Raw genomic sequence first — 11,283 nt, forward strand, 5'->3', positions numbered from 1 at the left:
CGGATGCGTCAGACGGCGAAGATATGAGCCAGAGTCGACTTTAGCCCAGCCCTGTCGCCGTGCCGCAGAACGCCGGGCAGCTCGGTCACGGCGTGCAGGCGGCCCATCAGCCGCACACGCGCCACTCGGGCGGTACGACGCCAGCCTCTGTCCGTGGCGAGTTCGCGAGCGGTGCGGTAGTACTCCCGCTCATCGCGGAAGCGTCGGCCATCCATCAGCGTCTTCTGCGAGGCACTCGAGCCGTGCCGCCGATATGAGAACGCCAACGTCGGTGTGTAGACCAGCGATCCGCCGTCGAACGCGATGTCGATCAGCAGCGCGAGGTCCTGGATGATCGGCAGACCCTCACGGAAGTCGATGCGCTGCAGCGTCTCGGTACGGAACGTGAGGGACGGCCAGTACAGCCAGTCGCCACGCAGCAGGCTGGTCGCCATCTGCTCGCCGGTCAGTACGGTTTCGCCGCCACGCGGCGTCAGCACTCCTCGCTTGACACGGTCCGCGAGCGGGCGGATCACCTTGCCGTGCTCATCGATGACCTCCGCACCAGGCTGGATCACGTCGACATCCGGATGCCGCTCGATCACGTCCGAGATCACGTCGACATAGTTGGGATGCAGCAGATCATCGCACCCGAGGATCGTGATGTACGAACCCGACGCGCGACGGATCGCCTCGCGGTAGTTCTCCGTTATGCCGAGGTTGGTCTCGTTGCGCAGGTAGGTGATGCGCGGGTCCGGCTCGGCCCGCAGACGCTCGCCGACCGAGGCATCGGGGTAGCAGTCGTCGATGATCGTCAGCTCCCAGTCCGGGCTGCGTTGAGCGCGCACGGAGTCGATCGCGGCGAACAGGAGGTCGGGGTCGCCCCAGAAGGGCACGAAGATCTGCAGGGTCATGGCGGTTCCAGTCTAGATACTTCGTGCTGCGCGACCGCCGATACGATGGTTCCCATGGATCCTCTCGTCGTGTGCTCGGGCTTCGTCGGCCTCACCGTCGTGCGCCCAGCGAAAGGCGTTGCGTGAAGAGCCACCCGTTGAAGTCGATCTCGATCCTCGTTCCGATGTTCAATGAGGCCGCAGTGCTGCCTCTCTTCTTCGAGACGGTGGAGAAGGTTCTCGCGGAACTACCTGAATATCGCTTCGGGTATCTGTTCGTGGATGACGGCAGCACCGACGGCTCGGCAGACTTCGTTCGCGAGCTCGCCCGACGAGACTCCCGTATCTCCTTGGTGGTGCTCAGCCGGAACTTCGGCAAGGAACGAGCGATGCTCGCCGGGCTGGATGTCACCGAGGCAGACGCAACGATCGTGATCGACGCGGATCTGCAGGACCCGCCTTCGCTGATTCCGCGAATGCTCGCTCTCTGGGAAGAGGGCTGGCAGGACGTCTACGCGCAACGCAGTTCCCGTGCTGGCGAGAGCTGGCTCAAGCGATCGACGTCGCGCTGGTACTACCGGGTACTGCAGTCTGTGAGCCGGGTGAGCATCCAGGCCGACACGGGGGACTTCCGTCTCCTCGATCGGGAGTGCGTGATGGCACTACGGCTGTATCGCGAATCCGAGCGAAACATGAAGGCGCTCTTCTCTCTGGTGGGTTTCCGCAAGATCGCTGTTCCGTTCGACCGTGATCGACGCGCGGCAGGAGGCACGAAGTTCAACTACTGGAAGCTCAGCAACCTCGCAGTCGACGGCATCACGTCATTCACCACGCTTCCCCTGCGGTTGTCTTCGATCATCGGCGTGATCGTGTCCCTGGCGGCATTCGTCTACCTTGTCGTCATCGTCGTGAGAGCGCTCATTCCGGGTGGGGAGTCGGTTGCGGGTTACCCGTCGCTCATGGCGGTGATCCTGTTTCTCGGCGGCGTTCAGCTGATGTCGTTGGGCGTCATCGGCGAGTACATCGCGCGGATCTTCAGCGAGACGAAGGCGCGTCCGGTCTACCTCACCAGCGAGGTTCGGCTGGGCACCCCGGGGATCATTAACCAGCGTGGATCCGAAGTCCCCGGCGGCACCGATCTCGATGGTTGAAAGCAGGAGTGCGCGTTTCATCCTCGTCGGCCTGCTCAACACGTCGATCGATTTCGCGATCCTGTTCCTGCTGACTCGGCTCGGGGTGGGGATCTTCGTCGCCAACATGATCTCGACCAGCGTCGCGCTCGTCTTCAGCTTCTTCGCGAACCGCTCGATCACCTTCCGGGCAGGGGGAGACAAGAGAGTTCAGATTATGAAGTTCGCCGCGGTGACCCTTGCTGCTTTGTGGCTCGTGCAGCCTGCGATCATCGGAGTCGTCTCGATGCTCCTGGGCGGTCTCATGGCCGAGCCACTGGTCCTTCTCGTCGGTAAGGGGTGCGCGACGATCGTGTCGATGATCTGGAACTACTTCCTGTACGCATGGTTCGTGTTCCCGTCGGCAGCAGAGCCTCGAGGAGTCCGCGAGTGACTCGGTCGGCGGGCGTGTTCCTGCGCTGGACGATCGCGGGACTGATCGCGCTGGTCTTCCTCGTGTTCATGTCACCGACGACGAGCTTCTTCAACACCGTCTATGGCGGTGATTCCGCGATCTTCCGCGTGATCGGCAGCGCGATGCACCGCGGACAGGAGCTCTACGTCGACGTATGGGATCACAAGGGTCCCACCTTGTTCTTCGTCGAATGGCTGGGTCAGGTGGTTCACGAGGGGCGGCTCGGCATCTTCGCTCTGCAGGTCGTGTCACTGACCGTGTCTCTCGCCCTCATCATGTCGATCGCGCGGCGATTCACGTCTGTTCTCGGCACGGCCGGGATCCTGGCACTCGTGCTCGCGGTGCTTTCGTACACCTTCGAAGGCGGCAACCTCTCGGAGGAGTTCTCGCTCCCGTTCATCATCTTCGTCCTCTATGGTGCAGTCCGCGTGCTCGCCGACGACGAGAAGCCGGGCAGTGCACGCGAGATGATCCTGCTCGCAGGGATGGGCTGCGCCTTCGCGTTCACCTTCTTCATTCGGGCGAACAACGCCATGCCCATCGCGGGCATTTTCGCCGGCCTTCTCATCCAACTGATCCTGCGACGCGCTCCGGTCGTCAAGCGCTTCGCCATCGCCGTGGTCGGCTTCATCCTGATGACCGGAGCGATCGTCGGCTGGTTCGCTCTACGGGGAACCCTGGACGACATGCTCAACGCGACGTTCTGGTTCAACCTGCGCTACCTCGACGATGCTTCCTCGCGCTCCAAGGCACTCGCTTACGTGCTCACGGTCGTGCTCACGGTCGCGATGGCGGGTGCGGGAGTCATCGGGCAACTGCTGCGATTCGGTGCGCGGAGGTCGATTTGGGTTCTGGGCGTGATGCTGGGAGTCACTTCGGTCTACGCGGTGCTGTCGCCCACGACGTCGTACGCGCATTACCTGACGCTGATCATCCCATTGGTCGTCCTGGGGGGCGTCATGCTGATGCACGCACTGGGTCCACGATCGAGGAACATCATCGCCGTCATCATGATCGCCGCTTCGTCGGCGACGATCATGCACCAGGTGCCGAGCGCGATCAGGTACTACGGCGCTGTGCGCGACGTCGAGGCTTCCTATCAGGGGCAACTCGATGACGTGCTGTCCGACGTACCCGAGAGTCGACGTGCTGAGGTCTTCCCCTGGTCGCTCCCCGCGACGTACTACCTGATGACCGACACCCTGCCGACGTACAAGTACTTCATCACCCAACCGTGGTGGGGGACCATCGATTCGCGGGTCGTCACGGACACGGTCGCGCATATCGAGCAGTCGCGACCGGAATGGGTTCTCATCCCCGCGACCGGTGCCGGAGACCCTGCGCTGCAGGGCCTGCTGGACAGCGAATACACCTCAGTGCGGGTGACCGACCGTTTCGAGTTGTTCGCGCTCGAGCGGTGATCGTGTCGGCCGCGCTCGTGGTGCTGATCAATCCATCAGCGAGACGCCGATACGATGGATCCCATGGATCTTCTCGTCGTAGGCTCGGGTTTCTTCGGCCTCACCATCGCTGAGCGCGCCGCGGATGCCGGCCGCAAGGTCACAGTCATCGAACGCCGCCCGCACATCGGCGGCAACGCCTACAGCGAGGCGGACCCGGAAACGGGGATCGAGGTGCACCGTTACGGAGCACACCTCTTCCACACCTCGAACGCGACAGTGTGGGAGTACGTCAATCGCTTCACCACGTTCACGAACTACGTGCACCGCGTCTACACGAACCACAAGAGCGTCGTGTACCCGATGCCAGTGAACCTGGGCACCATCAACCAGTTCTTCCAGGCCGCGTACTCTCCTGACGAGGCTCGCGCACTCATCAAGGAGCAGGCCGGCGAGTACGACGTCAAGTCGGCGCAGAACTTCGAGGAGAAGGGCATCGCTCTCGTCGGGCGACCGCTGTTCGAGGCCTTCTTCCGCGACTACACCGCCAAGCAGTGGCAGACCGATCCGCACAAGCTCTCCGGTGACATCGTCAGCCGCCTCCCTGTGCGCTACAACTACGACAACCGCTACTTCAGCGACACCTGGGAGGGCCTGCCCACCGACGGGTACACCGCCTGGCTCGAGCGCATGGCTGATCACCCGAACATCGAGGTCAAACTCGACGTCGATTTCTTCGACGAGTCGCAGCCCCTGAACCGCAACGCGCTCGTCGGACAGGTGCCGATCGTCTACACCGGCCCCGTCGACCGTTACTTCGACAACGCCGAGGGCGAGCTCAGCTGGCGCACGCTCGACTTCGAGCGCGAGGTGCTGAACATCGGCGACTTCCAGGGCACGCCCGTCATGAACTATCCGGACATGGACGTTCCGTTCACCCGCATCCACGAGTTCAAGCACTTCCACCCGGAGCGCAAGGACATCTATCCGGATGACAAGACGGTCATCATGCGCGAGTTCTCCCGTTTCGCGGAGAAGGCCGATGAGCCGTACTACCCGGTCAACACGCCTGCAGACCGTGAGGGCCTGCTCGCGTACCGCGAGTTGCAGAAGGGTGAGAAGGACGTCCACTTCGGCGGGCGACTCGGCACCTACCAGTACCTTGACATGCACATGGCCATCGGCTCGGCGCTGACCATGTGGAACAACACACTCGCCTAAGCTCGGAACTGTGAGTCACGCTGCTGTCGGGGCGCCGGGTACGCCCCGGCGATACCTGCATTCGCTGTGGCTGCTGTCCGCCCGCGACCTGAAGGTCCGCTACGCCACCAGTTGGCTCGGCTACCTGTGGTCTGTGCTCGACCCGCTGATCATGAGCGGGATCTACTGGTTCGTCTTCACCCAGGTGTTCCACCGGGACAAGATCGGCGAACAGCCGTACATCGTGTTCCTCATCCTCGCTCTGCTGCCGTGGGTATGGTTCAACACCTCGGTCTCAGATTTCACGCGCGCGTTCCGCAGAGACGCCAGACTGGTGCGTTCGACGTCGATCCCGCGTTCGATCTGGGTCAACCGCATCGTGCTGAGCAAGGGACTCGAGTTCCTCTTCTCCATCCCTGTGCTCGCGATGTTCATCATCTTCAACGCGGACAAGATCACCGTCGGCTGGTCGCTGCTGTGGTTCCCCGTCGCCATCGTCCTTCAGATGATGCTGCTCGTCGGGCTGGGGCTGCTCGTTGCTCCTCTGTGCGTGCTCTACGCCGATCTGGAACGCACCACGGCATTGATTCTTCGCGCTCTGTTCTACGCGTCCCCGGTGATCTACAGTGTCAACGACCTTCCCGCCCCCTTCGACACGATCAGCGCGTTCAATCCGCTTTCCGGCATCTTCACGCTCTATCGGGTCGGATTCTTCCCTGACCAGTGGCACACGATGACCATCCTGATCAGCGTCGTCATGACGATCTGCATCTTCGTCCTGGGGCTCTGGGTGTTCCGTTCCCTCGAACGTTCCGTGTTGAAGGAGCTGTGATGGTCGCTGCGATCGAGGTCGATGGCCTGGGTGTTCGGTTCCGCCGCAATCGTCGGGGACGCCGGAGCTTCAAGGATCTGTTCGCCGGATCATCGCGTCGCAACCGGCCGGGGGAGTTCTGGGCTCTGCGGGATGTCTCTTTCACAGTGCAACCGGGCGAGTCGATCGGCGTCGTCGGACGCAACGGGCAGGGAAAGTCCACGCTGCTGCGTCTGGTCGCCGGCGTGCTCCTCCCTGATGAGGGGGCGGTCGCGGTGAATGGCGGCGTCGCACCGCTCATCGAGATCACCGGTGGTTTCGTCGGCGATCTCACGGTGCGCGAGAACGTGCGGCTCACCGCTGGGCTGCATGGGATGTCCAAGGCGGAGGTCAGTCGGCGCTACGACGACATCATCCAGTTCGCGGAGCTCGAAGACTTCCAGGATGCGCCGTACAAGCATCTGTCGAACGGCATGAAGGTGCGTCTCGCGTTCTCGGTCGTATCGCAGCTCGATGAGCCGATCCTGCTGGTCGACGAAGTCCTCGCGGTCGGCGACAAGGCTTTTCGCGACAAGTGCTACAAGCGCATCGACGAGTTGCTCGCGGATGGACGCACGCTGTTCTTCGTCAGCCACAACGAACGCGACCTGCGTCGCTTCTGCACGCGCGGGCTGTATCTCAACAAGGGCGCACTCGTGCTGGATGCCGGCATCAACGAGGTGCTCGACCGCTACAACGAAGACTCGGCGTCGGCCGCCTGAGCTGGTCCGCGGCCGTGACCGGCCGGCTTCACTCTTGGCGTTCGATTCAGAGGCCGACGAGGGTACGGAGCTCCTGCAGTGCGGCGGCGGCCGCGTCCATGGCGCCCTGCGTGTCGGAGCCGCTCTCTATCGCGCCGCGGAGCTCACCGAGCCGTGCACTGTATTGTCCGACGGACTCGTACCACGTCGATGAGATCGAGCTCGGAGCCGCAGCATCCGACAGGCGACCGGCATCCTGCTGAAGCGAATCGACGACCTGAGCGGCCTCTTCACCACTCGACCCGGCCGCGATCGAGAGCCCGGTCACGGCATCGTCGAGACGCGGCTGCACCTGAGCGGCGAAAGTCGCGAGGTCGGGGTCCGGAACCGGCGGCGGCGTGGTCTCCGGGGGCGCTGTCGGCTCGGGTGTCGGCATCACAGTCGGCGTCGGCGTCGGGCTCGGGGTAGGCGTCGCCGTCTTTGTCGCGGTCGGGCTCGGCGTCGGTGCAGGGTCGCTTCCCCGGGGAAGGAAGAAGAACAGCAGCGCGCCGACGACGGCCACTGCCAGCACGGACAATCCGACGATCAACCAGACGCGACCCTTGTTGCTCTTCTTCTCCTCGGGGAAGATCCACTCGGCTCGGGGCTGCTGCTCGTCGCTCATCAGTTCTCCAACGCCGGCATGGGCTTCCAGGTGCGGTCGCGTCCGATCTTGCCACCGTCTCGGATGCCACGGAACAGATTGCTCGTGCCTCGAACAGTGCGCTCGACGAAGAGCAGCCGGATGAGTTCCTTGAAGAACGTCGCCGTGGTGCCCAGTCCGAACAGCACGGGGTTGTAGACGCCGTGTTCGCGATAGTACTTCTTGATGAACGCGCGGTTGCGCATGATGTAGTACCGGTATGCGTTGCTCGACGCGTTCATGTGGCGCACGCCCATGTCCCACTGCTTGATCTCGCGGGTGCGGCGCAGCACGAATTCGTTCACGATCACAGCCGTGGTGAGCCGTGAAGCCAGCCAGCCGTACATCTGGTCATCCCAGTAGATGAAGAAGCGATGGTCGGGGAGACCGATCTGAGTGACGATCGAGCGGTGGATGAACATGCCCTCGAAGCATCCGCTGTTCATCTCCTTGAAGTTCGACGCGTCGAAGCCCGCAGGAGCGAAGGGGATCGGAATGCCCATTCGTTCGGCGATCCGGTACTGCCAGTAGAACTCGCTGCCGTCGTAGTCGTATCGACGTCCCTGGATGCTCTTGAAGCGGGGTGTCCACGCGCCCATGCGTTCAAGGCCGTCCGGAATCACCTCGACGTCGTCATCCATCATCCAGATCCACTCGGAGCCCAAGTCGTAGGCCGTGCGCATGCCCTCGCTGAAACCGCCCGACCCGCCGGTGTTGGTCTCGAGCTTGCGGTACACGATCTCCGTGCCGACGCGTTCACGGAACGAATCGACGACATCTGTCGTGTCGTCGACGGAGGCGTTGTCGATGATCACGACGTGTCCGGGCTTCGGATCCATCACGGTGATGCTGTCGAGCAGCCGTGTGAGCAGATGCGATCGGTTGTACGTGACGATCACGATCGTCGCCGTCGCCGGATCGAATGCAGCGGGCGCCGCGGTCATGCCTTCTCCTCGAAGATCTGCTGCCAGGACTCGGGGGAGACGAGCTCAGGGAGAGCCTCCCGATACTGCTTCTGCAGTTCGGGCCAACGACGCCGTAGTTCGGCATGCAGGCGCACCGTATCGCGCAGCATCCGCCGGTACTTCTTGCGGTCGCGTGTGTAGATGTTCTTCCCCGACCCGTCAGCGGCGCTCACCAGCGCGCTGTCGAACACCGGAAGGCGCCACCAGTGCGCGTCCTCTTTGCCGAACTCGACCTCCGGCTGCGCGACGTTCGCCGGATTCGGGCTGTGCACCCAGTGCGCGAAGAGGGTGGTCAAGGTGAACCATCGAAGCTGAATCCCGGTCGGGCTGTCGAATTGGTGCTGCTTCTGCTGCTTGTACACCCGGCGTCCGTGGCGGGAGTGCAGCACCGTTGAAGGATCACGGTGCACGACCGTCTCCGGGAAATCGGCGGCGAGCGCGCGTGCTCCTGGCATCGCCGTCGACAGGTTCTCGCGCATATGCGCCGGCCCTGACAGGATGTCGCGCAGCGCCTGCGCGCGCAGGGCGACGGGGTAGTACTGCATCATCATCAGATGCTTGAGGTCGACGCGACGGCTGTGCGTCAGCAGACGGCCGCCACGGGGGACTTCGGAGTGCAGCAGACCTGCGACGATGCGGTTGCGGGCATGGAAGTACGCCTGCCAATCGATCGAATCGTCCTTGTTGACCCACGAGACGTGCCAGAGCGCGACGCCGGGCATCGAGACCGTGGGGAAGCCTGCCTCCCCGGCACGCAGGCAGAACTCGGCATCGTCCCATTTGATGAATGCCGGCAGGGAGAGACCCACCTTGCGGATGGCGTCCAGAGGGATGAGGCACATCCACCAGCCGTTGTAGTCGGCGTCCATGCGCATGTGCAGCAGCTTCGACTGGCGCAGGTTCGATGCACCGAAGTCGTGCGGCATCTTCTCCTGGTAGAGATTGCGCCACATGAAAGGAACCTTGTCGAGCACTTCTGCCCAGCCGTGGAGCTTCGGGCGATCGAGCAGATCGAACATGTGACCGCCGACGAGCACGGGGTTGGTCGCGAACTGGCCGAACACGATCGAGCGGCGCACGGACTCGGGCTCGAGCCGCACGTCATCGTCGAGCAGCTGCACGAAGTCGCTCTCGGGTCGCTGCAGCGTCTCGTGCATGGCACGGGCGAAGCCGCCTGAGCCGCCGAGATTCGGCTGCCGGATCACTTGCAGCGTCTCGCCGAGGGCGGCGGCGACGTCGGCGTAGCCCTCCTGCTCCGCGACGAGCTGCGTGCCCTGATCGACGAGGAAGATCCGGTCGACGAACTCGAGCGCGTCGGGCGACGCCGCCAGGGCCTGGAGGGTCTCGACGCAGTAATCGGGCTTGTTGTAGGTCGTGATGCCGAGTGAGGCCTTGCCTGTTCGCGGCGGCTCCTGCTCGGTCGTCCACTCCGCCCCTTGCAGAATGGCGGCCTTCTCGTCGGCGACGATGTCGAACCAGATCCATCCGCCGTCGCTGTACTGCGTCAGGGCAAGGTCGAAGGACGTCTCGGCGTCGCCGGTGACCTCCCGGGTGTCCACGCGCTGGCGCACCCCAGAACCGTTCGAGCGGTAGACCAGGATGGTGGCGGGACCTTTGGTGCGCACGGTCAGCCGCACTTGACGCACGCTCGTCCAGTGCTGCCAGTACGACGCCGGGAACGCATTGAAATAAGTGCCGAGCGAGACTCGTCGACCGGCGACGATGCGTGCGCTGTGACGGCTCAGGATGTTGCCCAGATGTGCGCGATTCGACACGCGGACGGGCTCCTCATCGATCACGGACCACGTCTCGGGATCGGCGTACAGCGGGAGGAGGTCGGGGTCGCGGTCGAGGGGGAAGACGACGTTCTGCAGGACGTGGGCCACGTGTGGATCTCCGAAGTTGTTCCGCCCGGCCGCGTGGGCACAGACCTGAATAGCGGGCACAGATCAGCCTACCTTCACGTGTTGTGGATCGCTGGAGAGCGCGCAGCGGTACGCGATCACCGGTGGATGCCACGGGTACGATGGGGCACGATGAAGGCTCTGATCACCGGCGGTGCCGGATACATCGGTTCGACCGTGGCGACGGCATGCCTCGAGGCGGGCATCGAGACAGTGATCCTCGACGACCTTTCCACCGGGCGCAAGGAGTTCGGCGAAGGTCGCAACCTTTACGTGGGTGATATCGCCGATCCTGAGCTCATCGACCGGATCGTCGCCGACCACCCCGACATCGATGTCGTCGTGCACTGCGCCGCGCGGATCGTCGTGCCGGACTCGGTCGCCGATCCGCTCGGGTACTACGACACGAACGTCGGCAAGAGCATCGTCCTGTTCCGTCACCTCCGTGAGCGCGGTATGACGCGCATCGTTTTCAGCTCGTCCGCAGCTGTCTACTTCGGCGAGGGCGGCGAGGGCGTCGACGAGACCGCGCCTCTCGCGCCGTCAAGCCCTTACGCCATGACCAAGGCGATGGTCGAGAGCATCCTCGCCGACGCAGCGAAGGCCGGCGACCTGCGGGCCATCGTGCTGCGGTACTTCAACCCGATCGGCGCGGACCCGCGTCTGCGCTCCGGCCTGCAGAATCCCACACCGTCGCATGCGCTGGGCAAGATCATGCAGGCGCGCGCGGCGGGTGAGCCGTTCACGATCACGGGGACCGATTGGCCGACGCGCGACGGCTCCGGGCTCCGGGACTACATCCACGTGTGGGACCTGGCGCTCGCCCATGTGGCCGCCGTGCAGCGCTTCGACGAGGTCGCACCGGCATCCGCGCCGTACCAGGTCATCAACATCGGCACGGGTGACGGCGTCACCGTTCGCGAGCTCGTCGCAGCATTCGAGCGCGTCACCAAGCAGGCGCTGCCGATCGTGGAGACGGACCGTCGAGCCGGTGACCAGGCCGGCGCCTACGCGATCGTCGATCGTGCCGCTTCCATCCTCGGCTGGAGAGCCGAGCGCTCGGTCGACGACGGCGTGCGCGACGCTCTGGCCTGGTCGGAAGCGCTTCGCTCACGGAGCTGAGAC

The 11,283-nt window shown here is 63.9% G+C and carries 11 protein-coding genes; 7 read left to right on the forward strand and 4 right to left on the reverse strand.

The genetic code is table 11. From position 1 onward, the window contains the following. Nucleotides 1-8: 8 nt before the first annotated feature. Nucleotides 9-893 carry a glycosyltransferase gene (locus tag QFZ46_RS16155; protein ID WP_307363223.1) on the reverse strand — a complete coding sequence of 295 codons (885 nt, stop codon included), beginning with the start codon at nucleotides 891-893 and terminating at the stop codon, nucleotides 9-11. Nucleotides 894-1,015: 122 nt separating this feature from the next. Here QFZ46_RS16155 and QFZ46_RS16160 point away from each other — a divergent pair, with 122 nt between their 5' ends. The 6 genes from QFZ46_RS16160 (at nucleotide 1,016) to QFZ46_RS16185 (ending at nucleotide 6,628) form a co-directional block, all read left to right on the forward strand. After that, on the forward strand, nucleotides 1,016-2,023 hold the full coding sequence (locus QFZ46_RS16160; protein WP_307363224.1) for a glycosyltransferase family 2 protein: 1,008 nt from the start codon (nucleotides 1,016-1,018) through the stop codon (nucleotides 2,021-2,023). Continuing rightward, nucleotides 2,016-2,435, forward strand: a complete 420-nt coding sequence (locus QFZ46_RS16165; RefSeq protein ID WP_307363225.1) for a GtrA family protein — start codon at nucleotides 2,016-2,018, stop codon at nucleotides 2,433-2,435. The genes QFZ46_RS16160 and QFZ46_RS16165 overlap by 8 nt, the downstream gene beginning before the upstream one ends. Then, nucleotides 2,432-3,877: a hypothetical protein gene (locus QFZ46_RS16170; protein WP_307363226.1), complete on the forward strand. Its 1,446-nt coding sequence runs from the start codon at nucleotides 2,432-2,434 to the stop codon at nucleotides 3,875-3,877. Before QFZ46_RS16165 ends, QFZ46_RS16170 begins: the two co-directional genes overlap by 4 nt. Before the next feature lie 63 nt (nucleotides 3,878-3,940). Beyond that, entirely contained in the window at nucleotides 3,941-5,077 is a 1,137-nt protein-coding gene (gene glf, locus QFZ46_RS16175; RefSeq protein WP_307363227.1) for a UDP-galactopyranose mutase, read from the forward strand. A 10-nt stretch (nucleotides 5,078-5,087) separates the two neighbouring features. After that, complete coding sequence (locus QFZ46_RS16180) at nucleotides 5,088-5,888, forward strand: ABC transporter permease (RefSeq protein ID WP_307363228.1); 801 nt, start codon at nucleotides 5,088-5,090, stop codon at nucleotides 5,886-5,888. After that, the gene (locus tag QFZ46_RS16185) at nucleotides 5,888-6,628 is read left to right on the forward strand and encodes an ABC transporter ATP-binding protein (protein ID WP_307363229.1); all 741 of its coding nucleotides are present in this window, start codon (nucleotides 5,888-5,890) and stop codon (nucleotides 6,626-6,628) included. The genes QFZ46_RS16180 and QFZ46_RS16185 overlap by 1 nt, the downstream gene beginning before the upstream one ends. Nucleotides 6,629-6,674: 46 nt before the next feature. Here the strand turns inward: QFZ46_RS16185 and QFZ46_RS16190 are convergent, their stop codons facing one another. From QFZ46_RS16190 to QFZ46_RS16200, 3 genes are read right to left on the reverse strand one after another with little or no spacing between them, the layout of a single operon-like run. Further along, nucleotides 6,675-7,271 carry a hypothetical protein gene (locus tag QFZ46_RS16190; RefSeq protein ID WP_307363230.1) on the reverse strand — a complete coding sequence of 199 codons (597 nt, stop codon included), beginning with the start codon at nucleotides 7,269-7,271 and terminating at the stop codon, nucleotides 6,675-6,677. Then, a complete protein-coding gene (locus tag QFZ46_RS16195) occupies nucleotides 7,271-8,233 on the reverse strand; it encodes a glycosyltransferase (protein WP_307363231.1) in 963 nt (320 codons plus the stop codon). Before QFZ46_RS16195 ends, QFZ46_RS16190 begins: the two co-directional genes overlap by 1 nt. Beyond that, nucleotides 8,230-10,140, reverse strand: a complete 1,911-nt coding sequence (locus QFZ46_RS16200) for a glycosyltransferase (protein WP_307363232.1) — start codon at nucleotides 10,138-10,140, stop codon at nucleotides 8,230-8,232. The genes QFZ46_RS16195 and QFZ46_RS16200 overlap by 4 nt, the downstream gene beginning before the upstream one ends. Before the next feature lie 150 nt (nucleotides 10,141-10,290). Between QFZ46_RS16200 and galE the strand changes: the two genes are divergently transcribed. Further along, nucleotides 10,291-11,280 carry a UDP-glucose 4-epimerase GalE gene (gene galE, locus QFZ46_RS16205; RefSeq protein WP_307363233.1) on the forward strand — a complete coding sequence of 330 codons (990 nt, stop codon included), beginning with the start codon at nucleotides 10,291-10,293 and terminating at the stop codon, nucleotides 11,278-11,280. The last annotated feature ends 3 nt before the right edge of the window (nucleotides 11,281-11,283 follow it).

It is taken from the genome of Microbacterium murale (assembly GCF_030815955.1).
Lineage (GTDB): Bacteria > Actinomycetota > Actinomycetes > Actinomycetales > Microbacteriaceae > Microbacterium > Microbacterium murale_A.

What these genes read in the sequence shown, in the direction of transcription:
- QFZ46_RS16155 (WP_307363223.1), bottom strand. Translation starts at nt 893, where the DNA reads ATGACCCTGCAGATCTTCGTGCCCTTCTGGGGCGACCCCGACCTCCTG.
- QFZ46_RS16165 (WP_307363225.1), top strand. Translation starts at nt 2,016, where the DNA reads ATGGTTGAAAGCAGGAGTGCGCGTTTCATCCTCGTCGGCCTGCTCAAC.
- glf (WP_307363227.1), top strand. Translation starts at nt 3,941, where the DNA reads ATGGATCTTCTCGTCGTAGGCTCGGGTTTCTTCGGCCTCACCATCGCT.
- QFZ46_RS16185 (WP_307363229.1), top strand. Translation starts at nt 5,888, where the DNA reads ATGGTCGCTGCGATCGAGGTCGATGGCCTGGGTGTTCGGTTCCGCCGC.
- QFZ46_RS16190 (WP_307363230.1), bottom strand. Translation starts at nt 7,271, where the DNA reads ATGAGCGACGAGCAGCAGCCCCGAGCCGAGTGGATCTTCCCCGAGGAG.
- QFZ46_RS16195 (WP_307363231.1), bottom strand. Translation starts at nt 8,233, where the DNA reads ATGACCGCGGCGCCCGCTGCATTCGATCCGGCGACGGCGACGATCGTG.
- galE (WP_307363233.1), top strand. Translation starts at nt 10,291, where the DNA reads ATGAAGGCTCTGATCACCGGCGGTGCCGGATACATCGGTTCGACCGTG.